The following is a 19,287-nucleotide window of genomic DNA, read 5'->3' as shown; positions in this document are numbered from 1 at the left end:
AAGCCCCGGCCGATGGCCGGGGCTTCTTGATGGAGTTGAATTAATCGTCGCTGCGGTTGAAGATCCAAATGTATTCTAACAGCTGCAGCACCGAGATGAGTGCGGCGGCGACATAAGTGAGTGCGGCGGCGCCTAATACTTTGGAGACGCCCTTCTCCTCATGATTACGAATGAATCCCGAGGAGATCATCAGGTCGCGGGCGCGGGAGGAAGCGTTAAACTCCACCGGCAGCGTAATCAACTGAAAAGCGACAGCGGCGCTGAATAAGAGAATCCCGATCAGGATGAGCCCGGAAATTTTGAAGAAAAATCCTCCTAACAGAAGGAACGGTGCGATGCCGGAAGAAAAGTTTACAATCGGGAAAATCTTATGTCTGGCTACCAGCATCGGATAATGAACCTTATGCTGGATCGCATGACCGACTTCGTGCGCCGCCACCGATACGGCGGAGATCGAACGCTCGTAGTATACGGGTTCAGACAATCTGACGACTCTCGCCACCGGGTCGTAATGGTCGGTCAATGCACCGCGAACCGCTTCGACCGGTACGTCATACAGTCCGTTGTCGTCCAGGATGCGCCGCGCTACATCGTAACCGGTCAATCCCGACTCGACCGGTACGTCTGAGAATTTGTTGAAGGTTCCTTTAACCCGGAAGCTTGCCCAAACGCTCAGTCCGAATGCGGCCAGAATGAGGATGGTCCATGGCGTGAATAACATATTCGACTACACTCCATTCTTTGTTTGTTTGAGGTTATATCAGGAAAGAGGGCCTTTACCCAGCAGCAGCAAGAGTGCTTCGATACAAGCAGCAGCGGATGGCGTCAGCTTCTGGTGCAGATTCTTCAGCTGCGTCGGCTTCAGCTTCTCGACAAGCGGGCCGACCTCCTTCGCTTCCCGTTCCAGCTGCTTCAATAGAACCTGCAAGGATGTAAGTTTATCTGTCACAATCTCGTCTTGGCTTACTTTGTTCCATTGACGAAGGCTGTCCTTGATCTCTTCTAAGGTATATTTCTCCCTCTTCATCGATTCAATACGTTTAAGCCGAGTCAAGGTTTCATCACTGTACAATCGATAATTTGTATTCGACCTCGTTTCCGGATCGATTAAGCCGAGCTTCGTATAATAATCGATCGTTCTGGGGCTTACTTCCGATAAGCGAGCCAGCTCGCCAATTTTATAAAGCTTCATATCCCCATGATTCGTCACCTCTTTTCACCTATAATGATACTCATTCCAAACCATACAGTCAAACGTTATGCTTTGCGTTGCGTAAATGGGCATAGAACCGATATGGCTGCCGGAAATCGGTAGACATCCAAATGAATTGTAATAATATATGACACGCATATTAGGAGTAGTACAAATTATTCATATAAAAAACGAATGATCATCTATCGATGTCAGGTTATTTTTCGGAAAACCATAAAATTAATGAAAGATCTATTGCAAAAAAATGAATATCTGCATATAATGACATTATTAATTTCATATTATGTTATATAAAATAACACAAACTAAGGAAGTGGTCGATGTGTTAAAGAAAATGATGGTTTCTTTAGGTCTGTTGTCCCTGTTCGCTCCTGCCGGAATGGCACTTGCGGCTGACGACAAAACGCCGGCTCAATTGGCTGCGGCTATCGATTCGGTTTGGGTTATGCTTGCAGCCATTCTCGTCATCTTCATGCAAGCCGGCTTTGCCTTATTGGAAGCGGGCTCGACGCGGATGAAAAATGCAGGTCACGTTGCCGGTAAAACCATCTTGACGTTCGGGCTGTGCGCCATCGCTTTCTGGGCTGTTGGTTTCGGTTTGGCGTTCGGCGACGGCAACAGTTTTATCGGTACCGGCGGTTTTTTCCTGGACGGTACGGCTGATCAGGTGAAAGCGAGCATCAGCTTGTTTGCGGAATCTCCGATTCCGATCGGCATCCTGTTCTTGTTTCAGCTCGCCTTTGCCGGCGTATCGCTCGCGATCGCATGGGGCGGTTTCGCAGAGCGCGGCAAGCTTCCGGTTTACTTCATCTTCGGTATTTTATATACGATCATCATCTATCCTATCGTTGCCCATTGGGTATGGGGCGGCGGTTGGCTCGGCTCTATCGGCATGCAGGATTTCGCAGGCTCGACAGTCGTTCACCTGCAGGGCGCGACGGCCGCTCTCGTGGCGACCCTCTTGCTGAAACCTCGTATCGGTAAATATAATAAAGACAAAACGCCTAACCTGATTCCAGGTCATAACCAAGTGCTTTCTGTTCTTGGCGTCATTATTTTGTGGATCGGTTGGTTCGGATTTAACGCGGGTTCCACGCTTAGCGCAACCGGCGACGGCTTCTTCGGTCACGTTGCGCTGACCACGAACCTGGCTGCTGCAGCAGGTGCGGTAGCGGCACTGATCGTCTCCTGGATTTACTTCGGCAAAGCCGACATTCCCAGCATGCTGAACGGCTTACTTGCCGCGCTTGTCGCCATTACAGCCGCGTGCGCTTTCGTAACGCCCCGCGATGCCATCATCATCGGCGCGATTGCCGGTATTGTTACCTTCTTCACCGCGCAATGGTTTGAAAAAGCGGGTATTGACGATCCGGTTTACGCTTTCTCCGTACACGGGATCGCAGGGGTTTGGGGTACGTTGTCTACAGGTATTTTCGCAACGCCGCAATTGGTTGAAACGGTAGGGATCGGTAAAGCCGGTTTACTGTACGGCGGCGGGTTCGAGCAATTGGGCGTTCAAGCGCTCGGCGTTGTCGGGGCGTTCCTCTTCGTGCTCGTGCTTTCCTTCATTATCTTGTACTTGATTAAAGCGACGATCGGTCTGCGCGTAACCGAAGAAGAAGAAATCATCGGTTTGGACCTTTCCGAACACGGCACGTACGGCTATCCCGAGCAAATGAAAAAAGCGGCAGCCGGCGGCCAAACGCACAGCCTGTAAGAAAAGCCTCGGAATCTGTAAAAGAAAAATCAGCTATAATTCTCTCACGGGAAGGAGATGCAGGCATGGAGCGTCATGCGTGGGACAGCATCATCCAAGAGGTCAAAGAGGCCCGGGACTTCAGCCAGCTTAGAGCTTTACGCGATCGCGCTCACGATGTATTTCTCCTGCATCTTCCTTCGGAAGAACCGTTCGAATGGAACGGAGGGGTGAATCGGCTTCACGATACGATTATTTACGGGACGATCGAGATGACGGAGCGAATCCTCTGTGAGGAGAGGAACGAACAGGTTCCTCTTCCCTATGCTTTTTTGCTATTCGGCAGCGGCGGACGAGTAGAACAAACATTGTGGAGCGACCAGGACAACGGTCTGATTTACGCCGATCCGGGGGATGAGAAGGAAGCGGAACAAGCGAAGGCGTTTTTCAGCGTGCTGTCCGAACGTATATCGGCCAATCTGGAGGCGGCGGGCTATCCGCCATGCAGCGGCGGGGTGTTGTGCACGAACGACAAGTGGCGGCAGCCGCTATCCGGTTATTTGGCGATGACGAACGAATGGTTGGCGGAGCCGAATTGGGAGAACGTCCGCTATTTGCTCATCGCTGCCGATTTGCGCACGATTTACGGCGACCGCAGCCTGGGAGAGTCGCTCATCGACTCCTTCGTTTCCTACAATCAAGCGCATCCGCTGATGTACAGGCATATGCTGCAGAATACGCTGCACCACAAAGTGTCGATCGGCATATTCGGCCAGCTCATCAAGGAGCGGTATGGTGAGGATGCCGGCGGTGTGGATGTCAAATACGGCGCCTATATCCCGATCGTCAACGGAGTCCGGCTGCTCGCGCTGGAAGCAGGCATTCGGGTTACTTCAACGGAAGGGCGGATCAGGCTGCTTCTTGCCCAAGGGCATGTGCCCGACGAAATCGGTCACGACTGGCTCGATGCGTTGGCGGCTGCGCTAAAGCTGCGCTCGATGACCCCGTTCCAGCTGGAGGAAGGCCATTATACGTCAAGAGGCAAGCTGACGGCGGATTTATTGACCAGAGAGAGAACGACCGAATTGAAATTGTGTTTGCGGATCGGAAACGAGCTGCAAAAATACGTCAAAAAGGTCGTACATTCGGAGATAGAAAATCGGAAGAAAGCGGGTGAATGCTGGTGATGGATAGGAGGCCGCCGGGAAGAATGTGGAGTTTGTACAAAATGGGCGGGCTTACGCCGGCGATCACATCGATGTTTGATATGCAAAGTGCACAGCAGATGGCTTTTATTCGGTCCATCATGAAGGAACAGCGAAAAAATTCGTTATATGAAATTCCGCTCCATACGCTGAAACTGGTCGTATTCGATTTGGAAACGACCGGTTTTTCGCCGTATAACGGAGACGAAATCATTTCGGTCGGCGCGGTAGCCGTCAACGGCTCGGAAGTGGAAGATCAACAAACGTACTACAGCTTGGTCAATCCGAAACGCAATATTCCGGAGGAAATCGAAGAGCTGACGGGCATCACGAACAAGGAAGCGTCCGCCGCGCCCGAGCTGCTGCATGCTTTGCGCGGTTTCTTGGAGTTCGTTCAGCAGAAGGTGCTCGTTGCGCACGGCACCGGGCATGACAAGCACTTCTTGAACGCCGCTTTATGGCGCACCTCCAAGGTGAATTTGACGCACCGGCTGCTCGATACGATGATGGTCGCCAAATGGTTGAATCCGAAATTGAAAGCGTATGATCTGGATACGCTGCTGGATCATTACGGCGTTAAAGTGACGCAGCGGCATCATGCGCTGGAGGATGCGAGAATGACAGCCCGCTTGTGGTCGAGGCTGCTCGAGCAAGCGCGCGAACGAGACGTTCAGACGCTTGGCGATTTGTACATGCAGCTCAGCAGACATTAAAAAACCTTCGGAACGAAGTCGAATCCGAAGGTTTTTTTGCGCTTATGGACTGTTGTCGCCAACGCGGAAAACCAGAGGAAGGCTGACCGGTTTCTTGTCCCCGCCGCAGGTGATGGTGTAAGCTCGCACAGCCGGCGACTCCAGGTCGGATAACGATACGATCCAATAACTCGCAATACCGTTCCACAACGGGTCGAGATCGAGCGAAGATGGAACCGGCGGCGCTTTCGGGTGCGAATGAACGATGCCCAGCAATGCTCGACGTGTTCCCGCCGGGTGTTCTCCCGAGCCCCGCGTCAACGCCCGAATCAGCTGCTGCGGATGCATCCGAAACCGGTGCCCGGGGTCGGAGGCAACGTTAGCGATAGGCAGAAATTCGTCGATGATGGGCGAAACCAGGGATTCGCTTTGCGTTGAATCGCCGCCGAATAGCAAGCCGCAGGCTTCCAGCGGGTAGGCTTCCCGGCAATGGTCTATCATCTTTTGCCAAACGGCGGACGTCAGTGTAATCGATTCGGGTGGCATCGGGCGCTGTTCGCCTCATCTCATTTTTACCTTCCATTATAAGAGCAACCGCTCCGGATGGCTAGCTGCCTCCAAGCTTGGCAGGCGGTTTGATGAAGAAAAAGACGAGAACGAGCGTGATCGCGGTAAGCGATGTAACGGTAATAAATACGATTTGATGCGACTTGTCCATCATCCAGCCGAACAAGGGCGGACCGAACGCCACACCCAGGAAGCGCAGGCTGCTGTAAAGCGACGTAATCATTCCCCGCTGGTCGCGTTCGACCGAGCCCGTAATCATGGTGTTGAGGCACGGCAGAAGGAGCCCGGTTCCAATGCTGCTGAGCGTTAGAAGACTGATGAACAGATAGATGTTTTTGTTATAAAAGAGGATGCATAAGCCGAGCGAGACCGTCATGACAGCTAATCCGATCGTCATCAGCACTCGCATCAAGCTGCCGTTCTTCTTAATCATGGAGCCTGTCGTATACGACGTGATCACGAGTCCCAGCAAGGGGATGGCCAGCACAAGACCTTTCATGACGCCGTCGATATGGTACGGCGCCGCTTCTAGAATGTCCGATAAATAGAAGAGAACGCCGAACAGGACGAACAGCGCTACCGAACCGGCGACAAACGAAGTGACCAGCCAGCGGCCTTTTTTCTTCATGACCGTGCCGATCTGCCGGATATATTCGGACAGCTTCGGGGGTTCGTTCTTGCGCTCCGGTTCCTTCAGCAAAAAAACAACGGCGAGCAGGGAAAGCAGGCAAAACACCGGAAATGCGAAAAAGGCGGCATACCAAACAATTAACGCCAGCAGCGAGCCGAGTATCGGGCTGACCACTTTCCCGGTGCCGTTGGACGCTTCCGTCAAGCCTAGCGCCTTGCTTTCCGTTCCATCGTTATACAAGTCGCCCGCCAGTGCCATCGCGATCGGCGCCGTGCCGGCGGCGCCCAGGCCTTGAATCGCTCTGGCGACGATAAGCACGGTGTAGGAGTTCCAAACGGCCCCCAGACCAGCCAAAATGCCGGCTGCTCCGTAAATGATGAGCGAAGGGATAATAATCGCTTTGCGTGAGAACCGGTCCGACAAATAACCGGATATCGGGATCACAAGGCCGGCTGTGACGGAAAACAGCGTAATCACAAGGCTGCTCTGAAATTGGCTGATCCCGAGCTTCTCTTGAAGTTCCGGCAAGATCGGTACGAGCATCGAATTGCCGAGCACCAGGACGAGCGGTACCGTTGCAATGGCGATGAACTCCCAGATCAAACCTTTGGAGCCGGCGTTCGCTTGCTGCTTCGCGGTCGGCTTGGATTCGGTTTGGTCGCCGGCTTCGGATTGGCGATTCATTGTGTAGTTATCCGCTGTTATATCGCTTTCGAAGAGGATGGACAGTTTCTTCTTTTTCGTTTTTTCCATTGCTGACGGGACCTCCATATGCGCCGATAATAAGATTAATGTATCCTGCGCTCTGGAAGCCATCCTTGGAAGCAGGCTGGAACGTTTTCCATGGGATTCATTTCGCTGCAGCTGGAAATAATAGTAGGCATCCCTTGTTGGCGCGCCGGAGGAAAAGCAGGAACGCAAGATGGAGGAGAACATACGATGAAAAAAACAATAGCATTGGCGGTTGCGGCTTTGGTTTTGGCGGTTACCGCCGGCTGGCAATGGCAACGCATGGATCGCCAGACGAAGGTCGCGGCAGCGGCGGCGGCTAAACCGTCGGTTGCGGTCGATTTGCCGGTTCCTCACCATGTAATAAAAGGCTTGGACGGTAAAGAATACGTGATCGGAGGCACGCGCGACAAGCCGCTGCTGATTAATTTTTGGGCGTCTTGGTGCGGGCCTTGTCATGAGGAGGTGCCGGCGCTGAAACACGTGTACAAGCGTTACAAGGATCATTTCGATCTGTATGCGGTGAACGTTACGAAGGGTGATTCGATAAAAGATGTCAACGCGTTCGTTCAAGGACACGATCTGCCTTTTCCGGTCCTGCTCGACACGAGCGGCGAGGCGGCGAACGATTTCCGCATTTTGTTCGTCCCGACAAGCTTTCTCGTTGACAAGCATGGACGCTTGGTGGAAATCGTCCATGTGCTTGCTCCCGATGAGCTGGAGGCTAAAATTAAGAAGCTTATTGACGCTTCGCCGGCTTCCTGAACGTAAAAAAGCTGCAGCCTGCGCATCGGAGCGCGGACTGCAGCTTCACTCGTTCTAGTGGTTGACAAGGCCTAAGCGTTCTTTAGACTCTGCTTGCTTGCTCGCGGCTCTTGTTTGGTTCAGCAAGGCATAACGGATGCTGTCGACAAGCGCTTGCCAGCTGGCTTCGATAATGTTCTCGGAGACGCCGACCGTGCTCCACGTATTCTGGAAGTCGGACGATTCGATCAGTACGCGAACCTTCGCGGCCGTTGCGTCTTTCTCGTCAAGCACACGCACCTTATAGTCGGACAAATGCATGTTCTGGAGGCCGGGGTAGTACTGCAGCAAGCATTTGCGCAGGGCGTTGTCGAGCGCATTAACCGGGCCGTTGCCTTCGGCCGCGTTATAACAGGTTTCGCCGTGGACTCTCACTTTCACGATCGCTTCGGTTAATACCGGCTGGTTCATCGTTTTGGCGACCATAATTTTGAACGATTCGAGCGAGAATACTTCCTCCAGCTTGCCGTATGCGTTGCGAATGAGCAGCTCCAGCGTAGCGTCTGCACCTTCGAATTGGTAGCCTTGATGCTCCATTTCTTTGATCTGCTCGATCAACTGCTTGGTTTGCTGGTTGTTCGTATCGAAATCAAGACCCATTTCCTGCGCTTTGAATACGAGATTGCTTTGACCGGCCAGCTCGGAGACGAGGACACGCTGTTTGTTGCCGACAAGCTCGGGCTTGATATGCTCGTATGTGCTGGAGTTGCGCAGGATGGCCGAGACGTGAATGCCGCCCTTGTGAGCGAAAGCGGCCGCTCCTACATACGGCTGGTTCACCGGCATATGCATATTTGCGATTTCGCTGACGTATCTGGCGACGCCGGTTAAGCTGGCCAGCTGTTCTTCGCTGATGACGCTGTAGTTCAGCTTTAATTGAAGATTCGGAATAATGGACACGAGGTTGGCGTTGCCGCAGCGTTCGCCGTACCCGTTAATGGTGCCCTGCACTTGCGTAGCGCCGGCCATGACAGCCGCGAGGCTGTTGGCGACGCCGAGCTCACAGTCGTTATGGGCGTGGATACCGACCGGCGTCGCGACCGATTGACGGACGACCTTCACGATTTCCGTAATTTCGTGCGGCAGCGTGCCGCCGTTCGTATCGCACAGCACGATCCAATCCGCGCCTGCTTCCTCCGCTTTGCGGATGGTAGCCAAGGCGTAGTCGGGGTTGCTTTTGTAACCGTCGAAGAAGTGCTCGGCGTCGTAGATAACCTCGAGCCCGTTCTGCTTCAAGTAACGGACGGAATCGAAAATCATCGCCAGGTTTTCTTCCAAGGTCGTTTGGATCGCGGTATGAACCTGGAAATCCCACGACTTCCCGAAGATGGTGGCAACCGAAACCCCGACTTCGATAATTCGGTTCAGGTTCGGATCTTGATCCGCGAGCGTTTCTTTGCGGCGCGTGCTGCCGAAGGCGGTCACCTTGGCGTGCTTGAGCTTCAAATCTTTGACGCGAATGAAAAACTCGATGTCTTTGTTGTTGCTTCCCGGCCAGCCGCCTTCAATATAAGTAACTCCCAATGCGTCGAGCCTCTGGGCGATTTTCAGCTTGTCTTCCACGGAAAGGCTGACGCCTTCTCCTTGCGTTCCGTCGCGGAGCGTAGTATCGAAAATTTTAACGGTGCCTGTCATGGGAATCCTCCTGTTTCGTGAAAGCCTATCGATGGCAAAGTATAATTCATAATTATAGCACATTGTTTCTTGTTAGGGATATTATAGAATATAAAATCATGCCGTCAGGGCGGCAGTTGACCGACGCCGCGAGCCGATTTATGCTAGAGATAGCGAAGTGAGGAGGTGACCCGGGCGATGTCGGACGGAACCCAGGAGACGCGGATGCCGGCGAACGGTTATCCGCTGAACGGCAGAGTGATTCTGCATATCGATATGAACGCGTTTTATTGCTCCGTGCATGAAGCCGTCGAGCCGGAGAAGTACGGCGGCAAGGCGCTGGCTGTGGCGGGAAGCGTGGAGCTGCGCAAAGGCATCATCGTGACGTGTTCGTACGTCGCCCGGGCCCGCGGCGTGAAGACCGGAATGCTCGTTCGCGAGGCGTTGAAGTTATGCCCGAATTTGATTTTGATCCGACCCGATTTCGATTTATACCGCCAGTTCTCCCGCCGCTTTATGAAAATCGCTTATGACTATTCGCCGCTCGTGGAAACGATGTCGATTGATGAATGTTACGTTGATATTACCGGCTCGAAGTCGTTCGGCACGCCCCTGCACATTGCGCAAACGATACAGAGCCGCATTCGCGAGGAGCTTGGCTTGCCTTGCTCCATCGGCGTCGCCCCGAATAAGCTGCTGGCCAAAATGGCTTCCGATATGAAGAAGCCAAATGGCATCTCCGTGCTGCGGAAGCGGGACGTCCCCGGGGTGCTATGGCCGCATCCGTGCGCCTTGCTGTTCGGGATCGGGAAGAAGACCGCGGATAAGCTGAAACGGCTGCAAATTCATACGCTGGGTCAGCTGGCGCATGCCGATGAGAGGCTGCTGACGAACCACTTCGGGGTGATGGGCGCCTGGCTGAAACGGGCGGCGAACGGCGAGGACGACGCCCCCGTCAACCCGGAGCGCGAACAGAGCAAATCGATCGGCCATACGACGACGCTGCCCGTGAACTATACGCAGCGTGCTGATCTTCACCGCGTTTTTCTGAATTTGGCGGATCAAGTGGGGCGCAGACTGCGCAAGCAGGAGCTGCTCGCGCACACCGTGCAGGTGACGATTCGCGATCCGGATATGAAGACGATTACGAGAGCGGCTAAGCTTACGGAGCCGTCGGAGAGCGCCGACGACTTTTACCGGATGGCGTGCAAGCTGTTCGATGCTTATTGGAAGGAAGGGGACCCGGTGCGCCTGGTCGGCCTTACGCTGCAAAATTTGACCTCGCGGCAGGAATCCGCCGTGCAGCTCGATTTATTCAGCTATCAGAAGCAGCCGGTGAAAGAAAAGCTCAACCGGACGCTCGACAAGCTGCGCGACAAGTACGGGGAAAGCGCGGTGTTGACGGCCGGGATGCTGGGCGACGATCCGTCGACGCTGATCCGTAACGCCAAAGTGCGCGGCACGTCGCTGCAGATGGATCACTTGCGGCTCAAGGGGCTCGAGGTGGAAGACGATTCCTGAACCATTTGCGTTCGTTTTGTTTTAAGGTTGGGCCGTTCGGGTTAATATAACGTATAGAGAGGCTACCGTTCTCGTTCCGTGAACGATTTGTTTCATACTTTCTATTTGAACTTTCTTGTTTTTTATAATATTATATTTTAGGATAAGGTTACACAATCAAGGGAGGAACTTAGACATGGCAAAATATACTTGGGTTGAAAAAGACACCTGTATCGCGTGCGGCGCATGCGGCGCCACGGCACCTGATATTTACGATTACGATGATGAGGGCCTTGCTGAAGTTATTTTCGAAGGCGACGGCAACAAAGGCGTTACGGAAATTCCGGAAGACCTGTACGATGATCTGCAAGACGCGCAAGACGGTTGCCCGACTGACTCTATTAAAGTGGCGGATACGCCTTTTAACTAATCGATTCGACCTGCAACTTAAAGCCTATTCCCGGCCATCGGGGGTAGGCTTTTTTTCATATGTTTTTACAATTCCTTGATTCTTTAAATGTTTTTGTATGTTAAAATATAGTGGCGTATACTGATCGCTGGGGGCTATTCATGAAGAAGAAGGAAATGAGCAAGTCAACCGTCCTTTTTATTGGCAATGCAATCATCATATTGTTAGGTATCGTCATACTGGCGTCCGGTTGGTTGAAGGTGCTGTCGAATGAGATATATATGTGGAATTTGAAAGGTACGATGTCCCAGCAGCCGCATGAGGATATCGTCGTCATCGGCATCGACGAGCAGTCGATTAAGGAAGTGGGACCTTATCCGTGGGACCGGAAGGTTTACGCGCAGCTGATTCAAAAGTTGGAACAGGGCGGGGCTAAAGTCATCGCCTTCGATATCGAGCTGTACACCGAAAGCGACAAGCCGGAGAGCGACCAGGCGCTTGCCGAGGAGCTGGCCAAGCATAAGAACATTATTCTTCCTTCGCACGCGCTGGTGGAAGGCGAATTCAACCGCAGCACGACGGTCAGGGCCGGCGAATGGATGGAGGCCCGCGGGGTGCAGCAGCCGATTCCGATATTTAAAGACTCCGTGCACCGGGCGCACATCAACGCAACGTTCGACACTGACGGCGTCGTCCGCTCGAACTGGCTGCAAATCCATACGCCCGAAGGCCTATTTCCGTCGATGGGCTTGGCGATGGCCCAACTGGCGGGCGCCAATGTGGATCGCTACTTGAATTTGCCGATGCTGAAAGACCGTCCGAAATCGGAGATGCTGATTCGATGGGACGCCAAGGAGTTTGACTTTGAAACGATTCCTTTCAATAACGTGCTGCAAGGCAAAGTGCCTCCGGCGACATTCAAGGACCGGCTTATTCTGGTCGGTTATGTGGCGCCGGGCTCGGATGAAGGCATTACCCCGATCGAGAACCATATGCACATGGTTTACGCGCATGCGAACATCTTGAACCAAATTTTGAAAGATCAAGTCATTGCGCGGGTGAACGGGCTGCTGGAGCTGGCGCTTGCCGTCGTCGTGGCGCTGTTCGCCGTCATCGCGACCTGGCGGCTCCGGGCGACTTCGGGAGCGCTTCTCCTGCTCGGCCTCATGATTGCGCTCCTTGCGGGCCAATATTTCCTGTTCTCCTCCTCGCTGCAATATATGGATGTCGTAGGCGCGCTGGCGTGCGGATTGCTTGCCTACCTCGGGAATATCTCCATGAAGACGTACTTCGAGACGAAGCAGAAAAACTACATAACGAAACAATTCGGCCGTTATATCTCCCCCGATCTGGTTAAAGAAATAGCTACGAGCGAGCAAGAAATCAAGCTCGGCGGCATCAGTAAAGAGCTGACCGTGCTGTTCCTGGACGTCCGGGGATTCACTCCGCTATCCGAGAGGCTCGAGCCGGAGGAGGTCGTCGATTTCCTCAACATGATGTTCAACCTGATTACCGAACGGGCGCTGGCCAACCACGGCACGATCGACAAATTTATCGGCGACGCAGCGATGATTCTGTACAACGCTCCGCTTGACGTTCCGGACCATCCGTACTACGCGGTGAAGACGGCATTCGAGATCCAGAAGGGCATGGAGAAGGTTCGCGCCGACGTGCTGGAGAAGTATGGCGTAACGATTGCGGTAGGGATCGGCATCAACACGGGGAAAATGGTCGTCGGCAACATCGGCTCCTACCTGCGGGTCGACTACACGGCGATCGGCGATAACGTCAATACGGCGGCGCGGATCGAATCGAACACGCAGCCGAATCAAGTGCTTGTTTCCGAAGCGACGTATGAGCTGACGAAGGCGTACTTCGAATACAACTTTGCCGGCGAGAAGCTGATGAAAGGGAAGAGCGTGCCGCTGAAGCTGTACGAGGTGTTAGGTATACGGGGAGCTCCGGCGTCAGCTGCGGAAAGGAAAACCGGCGTATCCTAGACGAGAATGGGTTCGATTTCGATTTCGATGGTTCTTATACATCGTAAAGAGAGGAGTTTTGCAGTGAGACACGAAACTGAAGCACATCAACGGAAAGGCCGGAGGACGGTGTCTTGGGCCGTAACGGGGACGATGGTTTTGTCGCTGCTGTCTTCGGCATTCGCCGAACCGGCTTCCGCCAAGTCCGTTCGTTCCGCCGTCGTTGTTGAAGTGAGCGGCGACGTCACCTACACGAAATCGGGCGGATCCCGTTCCAATACGGTTTATCAAGACTTGACGCTGAATCAGGGGGATACGATCTCCACCGGTCCCGGAGCGTCGGCCGTGCTGCGGATCGTCGACCGGAACGATGAGCTGACGATCGGGGAGAACGCCGAGGTGTACATCTCCGAGCTGATGGAAGACGGGGGCGCGAAGAAATCGAAGGTGAAAGCCTGGGCCGGCTCCATGTGGTCGAAAGTGAAATCGCTCGTCAGCTCGGAAGACGAGTTCGAGGTGGAGACGCCGACGGCGGTCATGGGTGTACGCGGAACGCAGTTCTTCATATATACCAATCCGTTAACGGGTAGAACGACCATGCTGGTTGCCGCGGGGGTCGTCAGGGCGACGACCGTAACTTCCGGTACTTCAGGGCCCGGCGAATCCAGTTTACAGCTTACAAATACCGCAGCGGTGTATCCGGCCCAGCAGATCAATCTGGACACGCGAACGCAAGCGCCTGATTTGCGTACGAGGGTTGAATATGCGGATATGAATCAAATCGTAAACCAGGCTTCGCCCAAGGTAATGGAAGCTTTCGTGAAAAACATTCCCGACATCCAGCGGGAGCTCGATGAGATGAAACAAAAATTGCAGCAGCAGTTCGAGCAAGGCTTGCAGAAGCCGGATGAGTTTGCGATCCTCAAATTTCTGTCGGAGGACGATTTGGCGAAAGTGATGAACAACTTCGATGCCGCTATCCCGAACCTGGTGAAAGCTGCCATCGATGAGAAGAAAATTGATCAGAAGATGGTGGATCAGGCGAATCAAAACATTGAAGACCCGCTCAAAAAGATTGATTTGAACAAGATCCCGTTGCTGGACAAGAACGCGGGGATCGACCCGGAGGTCGAGAAGGCGAAGCGGGAGCAGCCCCCTGCGCCGCCGAAAACCGGTGAAGACAATCTGCTTCAGGCCAACAAGGATAAGCTGAGTTCTCTGCTGAATCGGCTGGAAGAAGACAAGAAGCGGATCAAGGAAGCGAACGATGCAGCGAAGGCGGCGGCTAATAAACAAGCCGAGGATGCGCTGTTAAGCCGTATGACGGATGAGGCCAGAAAAAATTTCGAACAAACGCAACAGAACAATCCGAATCCGGCGCCAACCCCCGCGCCAGCTCCATCTAATTCTAGCGGGGATTCCGGGAATACGCCTCCGGGCGCTCCCGTCGTGAAGAGCGCCCCCCGGAAGGCGTTGAAAAACCAAAGCGTAACCGTCGTGCTTACCGCAGAGGCCGGTTCGAAAATTAAGCTGAACAACGAAACGAAAGACGTTGTGAACGGAGAAGCTGCGTTTACGGTTACCGTACCAAGCACCCTTGGGGTTTACCGGCTGCATGCGGTTACGATCAATTCTGCCGGAACAAGCGCAGACAAAGAGATTGCGATCGAAGTGGTTGAACCGAAAGTGACCCTGAGCCAGGTCGGCGTCAAGGAAAACAATCAAATCATGCTGAAGCTGGAGATGGAGAACTTCCTGGAAGCTCTTCCGTTCTATGCGGTTCAGGCGCATGTCGCTTACAACAAGGCCGATTTGAACTACGAGGCTCCGGGCGCAGGCTTGCCTAGTGATGACGGAACGATATTCGACGGGGCAAACTCGGCGGAAACGTTAACGCAAGAGGTCGGAACGACGGAGAAGCAGCTGATTTTCGCCGGCACCCGTTATGAGACGCCCGGCTCCAGCCCGGTGCCGCCAATCAACTTGAAGGGCGAAACGGCAACGCTGCTCTTCGCGCCGTTAACCGTAACGACATCGGCTGCTTCGACACAAGTCAAGCTGATGTATGTAAAGGTCCTTGACAAAGACGGCCGCACCGTATACGAATTGCCGGTCAGCGCGGCAGCATCGGCCGCTGTGACGTTAAATTAAAGCTTCAGCGGCCAGAAAGGAGCACCTCATGAATAAAGCCATGAAAATCATCGCCTTGTCCATCCTCGCATCCGTTATCGCCGGAGGTACCGGAGCGTCTGCAGCGGGCTTGTACGCGGACGGTCTCCGGGGAGCGGATCATCAACTATTGCTCCAAGTGACGACATACGCCGGAACGGGGGATATCGGCAACGTCAACGGCAGGACGAATGCGGCGCAATTCCGGCTTCCGGCAGGTATTGCCGTCAAGCCGGACGGAGCGGTTCTTTTCAGCGATTCGCGCAATCATCAAATTCGCAAAATCTACAGCGGGCTGGTTACCCCGTACGCCGGCATTTATTACGAAATGGACGCTAAAGGGTTCCCGATCGGCGGGCGATTGGACGGCGCAAGCGACTTGTCGCTGTTCTCCGGCCCGCAGGGAATCGCGACCGACGCGCAAGGCAATGTATACGTCGCGGATACCGGCAATCACTCGATCCGCAAAATCGATCCGTCCGGCAACGTCAGCACGATTGCCGGGGACGGCGTTCTGGGCAAGGAAGACGGGCCGGGATCCAAGGCGCGTTTCAACAGTCCGCTGGATGTCGCCGTCGCGGCTGACGGTACCGTTTATGTAGCCGATACGCTGAATCATGCGATTCGCAGCATTTCGCCAAGCGGTCAAGTGACGACGTTAAATGCGGCATCCGGACGGGCGGTCGAGGTTTCTCCAGGGCAAGCGGCGCCGGCGGGAGATTTCGCCGACGGAGCTTTGGCTCAGGCCAAGTTTAACGAGCCGAGCGGGCTGGCTTTGGATGGCAAGGGCAACCTGTACGTCAGCGACGCGGGCAATCAGCGTATCCGTTATATCGATCTGCAGCAAGGCACCGTCACAACGGCAGCCGGCAGCGGCAAAGCGGAAGCGCTCAAGGATCTGTATGTCCCGGGCGGCTTTGCCGACGGGGAGGCGTTGAACGCGGCGTTTAACTTCCCGCTGGGCTTGTCGGTTACGGAAGAAGGCGGCGTGGTCATCGCCGACAGCCAAAACCATTCGATCCGTTATTTGCTCGACGGTCAAGTATCGACGCTTGCCGGCGCGCCGGATCAAACGACGGGCGAGGCCGACGGCATCGAAGGCTATGCGCAGCTGCATCGTCCGACGGACGTCGCCGTGCTGGAAGACGGCAGTCTGCTTGTTTCGGACGCTTACAACAATAAAATTCGTCAAATCCGTCCTTTCCGGCTTCCCGCCAACCTGCCGGACGATACGAACGTGAAGGTCGTTCTCGATGACAAGTGGATCGAGTTTGATGCGCTGCCCGAAATCGGGAACGGACGGACGATGGTTCCTGTTCGGGCGATCACGGAAGCGCTCGGTTACAACGTAACGTTCGACGATGCGGCGAGAGCCGTCCAGCTGAGTAAAGACGGCGTAACGATTGAGCTTTACATCGACCGCACCGGCGTGAAACGAATCGAGCAGGGCCAAGCGGGCGTCGAGAAAAGCACGGATGCCGCCCCTTATATCAAACAAGACCGCACTTATGTGCCGGTCCGTTTCTTCGCCGAAGAAATTGGCTTGGATGTTGAATGGGATTCTAAGACACGCACCGCCATCTTGCGGACAACTGGCAAATAATTGCCGCTGAACGGAACAAGGCTTATTCTGTAGAGAGAGCGACTTTACTTTCTTCACAGAATAGGTCTTTTCGATTAAGATTACATGTACATTCAGACGTCAAAGAACAGAGGTGAACGGCTTGCCGGACGAACGAGAGCGGTTGCTGAAGCGTATCGAACAATTGGAAAAAAGAAACCGTGACTTGGAGCTGCTGCTGGAATCGGCATCCGAATTAAATCGCGGCGGTGCGGAACCGGACCATCCGTTCTCGATGAATTTGATTCATTCGCTCGTATTGGCGCTGGATTCACGCGATCCTTATACGGCCGGGCATTCGTCCCGCGTTGCGTTGTACTCGTTGTGGATCGCCCGGAAGCTTGGAATATCCGAGGAAGAATGCAAGCATTTCCACCGCGCCGCGTTGATGCACGACATCGGCAAGATCGGCGTACCCGATCGTATTCTGCTGAAAGCGGAAAGCTTGAACGACGAGGAGTTTCAGGAGATGATCGCGCATACGACGATCGGCGCCCGCATCTTGTCCAAGATGGAGCCGGAAGAACGTATGCTTCAGGCGACTCAGGTTGCCAAATATCATCATGAGAAGATGAACGGCTCGGGGTACCCCGACGGCTTGCGCGGGGATCAAATTCCGTTCTTCGCGCGAATCGTCGCCGTGGCCGACGCTTTCGACGCGATGACGACGGACCGTCCTTACGCGCGAGGGCGCAGCTACGAGGAAGGCATGTCGGAAATTATACGCTGCAAGGGGACCCATTTCGACCCCGAGATCGTCGATGCCTTTGAGGCGGTCATGCGAGAGAAGCTTCGCACGGGAACGGTACTGCGTTCATCGTCAAGCCTCGAGGAGAGGTAAGAGGGAGCGCTTCATGAATAAGGCAAGAAGAAGCTGAAACCGCTGCAGAGCGGTTTTTGGCGCTGCTTCCGCGGCTCCCCTTCACCTTCACAATTAAAAGCCGCCAGCCGATATTATAGGGGAGAAGGGTGGAAAGCGAGGGGGAGTTCGTGAGAACGAAAGATTCCGACGAACAACTGCAGCAGTTTTTTAAACAGGATCCGCAATATTTGAAAAAATACGTCCGGGAGCATCCCGATAATAAAATGGCCTGGTACTTGCTCGGCCGTGAGTATGAGGAGCAAGGCAAGCAGGGCAAGGCGCTGTACTGCTATGCGCAAGCCGGCGAGGTGTACGAGGCCTATGAAGAGCAGAAGGTCGTGCTGCCCGCGGAGGAGGCGGCTTCGCCCGGGCCGTCGAAGCCGCCTCGGGCGTCTCGCCGCTGGGGGATTCGGTTCATGCGTCTCGCCGTAGCGATGCTTGCGCTCGGAGCTGCGCTGCTCTCGGCGCCCGGCCTGCAGACGCGAACGGTGGAGGAGCTGGCGCAGCCTGCGGCCGTCGTCCCTGCGGACGTCACGCCGGCGCAAATTCAGGCGACCCGGGTGTACTATTTGGCCGGGACCAAAACGCCGGAGACGATCGGCCAAGCGCTGCAGCACATGCTGCTGCTCGAACGGGTGAGAAGCTTCGGCATCCTGGTGCGCGGCATCCCGCTCAGCGATTCGACCTGGATCGAATGGCTGCGAAAGCCGGAGACGCTCTTGTCGGTGGAGGCGGAGTCTGACGCTTCGCGGCAGCAAATTTTGTACCACGACGCGGAAAGCTGTCAATGCGAGCCGAGCGACGCTCAGCGGGCGGACGGCGTCGTAGCGGCATGGATGTCTCATCAGGAGCAGCAGGCCGTGCTTCGCTCGGCGGTGGCAGCCTACATCCGGCGCACCGGACAAGCGCCTACGGAAGCTTCGCAATTGACGGCGTCGTATCCGGACAACGTGCTGCCCGGGTTGACGCCTTATATGTCGGAGCTGTTCGCACGCGACTCGGCGGCTATAGCGCAAGAGATGCAGGGCTGGAACGAGCGCTCAGCCGCGCAGGCGGGCGGATCTTCGCAAGGTCAGACGCCACCCGGTGAGCTTCCCGAGGGATTGATTCAACCGCTCGCCGAGCCGCTTGAAATTAAGATAGACAAAACGGCTCACCGGCTGGCGGTCGTGAGCGGCAGCATTGTCGTGCGCGAATACCCGGTCGGTCTCGGCGGTTCGCGGACGCCGGAAGGGAGCTTCGTTATTTCGGAGAAGGTGCGCAATCCGAACGGCCAATCAGACGGCGATTTCGGCAGCCGAGGGATGACGCTGTCCGATACGTTATACGCGATTCACGGGACGAACAAGCCGAAGAGCATCGGCAAGGATCAGTCGCTCGGCTGCGTCCGGATGCGCCAGACAGACGTGGAGGAGCTGTTCGACATGGCGCCGCTCGGTACGAAGGTGACGATCGGCCGCGGCTTGCTGCCTGCCGCCACGTCCGTCAGCGCGACCCCGTTGAAGCTGCCCGCTCAAGCCGACGATACGAACCCGAACAAGGTGTATAAATGGCTCGATTAGACGACGTTCCCCTCGCTTTTGGCGTTCCGTTCAA

16 protein-coding genes are annotated in these 19,287 nt (G+C 54.8%); 11 read left to right on the top strand and 5 right to left on the bottom strand.

Annotated elements, in window-relative coordinates; all coding sequences use genetic code 11:
• Nucleotides 1–40 precede the first annotated feature (40 nt).
• Together PVA01S_RS06330 and PVA01S_RS06325 are read right to left on the bottom strand one after the other, a co-directional pair.
• On the bottom strand, nt 41–721 hold the full coding sequence (locus PVA01S_RS06330) for a zinc metallopeptidase (RefSeq protein ID WP_054796820.1): 681 nt from the start codon (nt 719–721) through the stop codon (nt 41–43).
• A 39-nt stretch (nt 722–760) separates the two neighbouring features.
• On the bottom strand, nt 761–1,192 hold the full coding sequence (locus tag PVA01S_RS06325) for a helix-turn-helix domain-containing protein (RefSeq protein WP_054796821.1): 432 nt from the start codon (nt 1,190–1,192) through the stop codon (nt 761–763).
• Nucleotides 1,193–1,550: 358 nt separating this feature from the next.
• Here PVA01S_RS06325 and PVA01S_RS06320 point away from each other — a divergent pair, with 358 nt between their 5' ends.
• The 3 genes from PVA01S_RS06320 to PVA01S_RS06310 all read left to right on the top strand — a co-directional run bounded on the left by PVA01S_RS06320 (nt 1,551) and on the right by PVA01S_RS06310 (nt 4,827).
• Nucleotides 1,551–2,930 carry an ammonium transporter gene (locus tag PVA01S_RS06320; RefSeq protein ID WP_373423821.1) on the top strand — a complete coding sequence of 460 codons (1,380 nt, stop codon included), beginning with the start codon at nt 1,551–1,553 and terminating at the stop codon, nt 2,928–2,930.
• Nucleotides 2,931–2,995: 65 nt separating this feature from the next.
• Nucleotides 2,996–4,096: a DUF294 nucleotidyltransferase-like domain-containing protein gene (locus PVA01S_RS06315; RefSeq protein ID WP_127606108.1), complete on the top strand. Its 1,101-nt coding sequence runs from the start codon at nt 2,996–2,998 to the stop codon at nt 4,094–4,096.
• Complete coding sequence (locus PVA01S_RS06310) at nt 4,093–4,827, top strand: exonuclease domain-containing protein (protein ID WP_127606315.1); 735 nt, start codon at nt 4,093–4,095, stop codon at nt 4,825–4,827. Before PVA01S_RS06315 ends, PVA01S_RS06310 begins: the two co-directional genes overlap by 4 nt.
• A 42-nt stretch (nt 4,828–4,869) precedes the next feature.
• On the opposite strand, the gene PVA01S_RS06305 is transcribed toward PVA01S_RS06310, so the two are convergent.
• A complete protein-coding gene (locus tag PVA01S_RS06305; RefSeq protein WP_127606105.1) occupies nt 4,870–5,352 on the bottom strand; it encodes a M67 family metallopeptidase in 483 nt (160 codons plus the stop codon).
• Nucleotides 5,353–5,413: 61 nt separating this feature from the next.
• Entirely contained in the window at nt 5,414–6,757 is a 1,344-nt protein-coding gene (locus tag PVA01S_RS06300; protein ID WP_127606103.1) for an MFS transporter, read from the bottom strand.
• Between the two features lie 186 nt (nt 6,758–6,943).
• On the opposite strand from PVA01S_RS06300, the gene PVA01S_RS06295 reads away from it, so the two are divergent.
• A complete protein-coding gene (locus PVA01S_RS06295; protein WP_127606101.1) occupies nt 6,944–7,498 on the top strand; it encodes a TlpA family protein disulfide reductase in 555 nt (184 codons plus the stop codon).
• 54 nt (nt 7,499–7,552) lie between these two features.
• Here the strand turns inward: PVA01S_RS06295 and cimA are convergent, their stop codons facing one another.
• The gene (gene cimA / locus PVA01S_RS06290) at nt 7,553–9,172 is read right to left on the bottom strand and encodes a citramalate synthase (protein ID WP_054796824.1); all 1,620 of its coding nucleotides are present in this window, start codon (nt 9,170–9,172) and stop codon (nt 7,553–7,555) included.
• Between the two features lie 177 nt (nt 9,173–9,349).
• Here cimA and PVA01S_RS06285 point away from each other — a divergent pair, with 177 nt between their 5' ends.
• The 7 genes from PVA01S_RS06285 to PVA01S_RS06255 all read left to right on the top strand — a co-directional run bounded on the left by PVA01S_RS06285 (nt 9,350) and on the right by PVA01S_RS06255 (nt 19,253).
• On the top strand, nt 9,350–10,672 hold the full coding sequence (locus PVA01S_RS06285; protein ID WP_230876121.1) for a DNA polymerase IV: 1,323 nt from the start codon (nt 9,350–9,352) through the stop codon (nt 10,670–10,672).
• 175 nt (nt 10,673–10,847) lie between these two features.
• On the top strand, nt 10,848–11,081 hold the full coding sequence (locus tag PVA01S_RS06280; protein ID WP_127606099.1) for a ferredoxin: 234 nt from the start codon (nt 10,848–10,850) through the stop codon (nt 11,079–11,081).
• Between the two features lie 140 nt (nt 11,082–11,221).
• A complete protein-coding gene (locus PVA01S_RS06275; RefSeq protein ID WP_127606097.1) occupies nt 11,222–13,060 on the top strand; it encodes a CHASE2 domain-containing protein in 1,839 nt (612 codons plus the stop codon).
• 63 nt (nt 13,061–13,123) lie between these two features.
• Entirely contained in the window at nt 13,124–15,190 is a 2,067-nt protein-coding gene (locus tag PVA01S_RS06270; protein WP_164751753.1) for a FecR family protein, read from the top strand.
• 28 nt (nt 15,191–15,218) lie between these two features.
• Nucleotides 15,219–16,811: a stalk domain-containing protein gene (locus tag PVA01S_RS06265; protein WP_127606093.1), complete on the top strand. Its 1,593-nt coding sequence runs from the start codon at nt 15,219–15,221 to the stop codon at nt 16,809–16,811.
• A 121-nt stretch (nt 16,812–16,932) separates the two neighbouring features.
• Entirely contained in the window at nt 16,933–17,670 is a 738-nt protein-coding gene (locus PVA01S_RS06260; RefSeq protein WP_127606091.1) for an HD-GYP domain-containing protein, read from the top strand.
• A 149-nt stretch (nt 17,671–17,819) separates the two neighbouring features.
• Nucleotides 17,820–19,253 (top strand): L,D-transpeptidase family protein, encoded by a 1,434-nt coding sequence (locus PVA01S_RS06255; protein ID WP_164751752.1) that lies wholly within the window; start codon nt 17,820–17,822, stop codon nt 19,251–19,253.
• Nucleotides 19,254–19,287: the final 34 nt, after the last annotated feature.

The organism is Paenibacillus validus NBRC 15382, assembly GCF_004000985.1.
GTDB lineage: Bacteria > Bacillota > Bacilli > Paenibacillales > NBRC-103111 > Paenibacillus_G > Paenibacillus_G validus.
This window is presented reverse-complemented; position numbering and strand designations above follow the sequence as displayed.

What these genes read in the sequence shown, in the direction of transcription:
- PVA01S_RS06320 (WP_373423821.1), top strand. Translation starts at nt 1,551, where the DNA reads ATGGTTTCTTTAGGTCTGTTGTCCCTGTTCGCTCCTGCCGGAATGGCA.
- PVA01S_RS06305 (WP_127606105.1), bottom strand. Translation starts at nt 5,352, where the DNA reads ATGCCACCCGAATCGATTACACTGACGTCCGCCGTTTGGCAAAAGATG.
- PVA01S_RS06325 (WP_054796821.1), bottom strand. Translation starts at nt 1,192, where the DNA reads ATGAAGCTTTATAAAATTGGCGAGCTGGCTCGCTTATCGGAAGTAAGC.
- PVA01S_RS06265 (WP_127606093.1), top strand. Translation starts at nt 15,219, where the DNA reads ATGAATAAAGCCATGAAAATCATCGCCTTGTCCATCCTCGCATCCGTT.
- PVA01S_RS06275 (WP_127606097.1), top strand. Translation starts at nt 11,222, where the DNA reads ATGAAGAAGAAGGAAATGAGCAAGTCAACCGTCCTTTTTATTGGCAAT.
- PVA01S_RS06295 (WP_127606101.1), top strand. Translation starts at nt 6,944, where the DNA reads ATGAAAAAAACAATAGCATTGGCGGTTGCGGCTTTGGTTTTGGCGGTT.
- PVA01S_RS06280 (WP_127606099.1), top strand. Translation starts at nt 10,848, where the DNA reads ATGGCAAAATATACTTGGGTTGAAAAAGACACCTGTATCGCGTGCGGC.
- cimA (WP_054796824.1), bottom strand. Translation starts at nt 9,172, where the DNA reads ATGACAGGCACCGTTAAAATTTTCGATACTACGCTCCGCGACGGAACG.
- PVA01S_RS06330 (WP_054796820.1), bottom strand. Translation starts at nt 721, where the DNA reads ATGTTATTCACGCCATGGACCATCCTCATTCTGGCCGCATTCGGACTG.
- PVA01S_RS06315 (WP_127606108.1), top strand. Translation starts at nt 2,996, where the DNA reads ATGGAGCGTCATGCGTGGGACAGCATCATCCAAGAGGTCAAAGAGGCC.
- PVA01S_RS06300 (WP_127606103.1), bottom strand. Translation starts at nt 6,757, where the DNA reads ATGGAAAAAACGAAAAAGAAGAAACTGTCCATCCTCTTCGAAAGCGAT.
- PVA01S_RS06285 (WP_230876121.1), top strand. Translation starts at nt 9,350, where the DNA reads ATGTCGGACGGAACCCAGGAGACGCGGATGCCGGCGAACGGTTATCCG.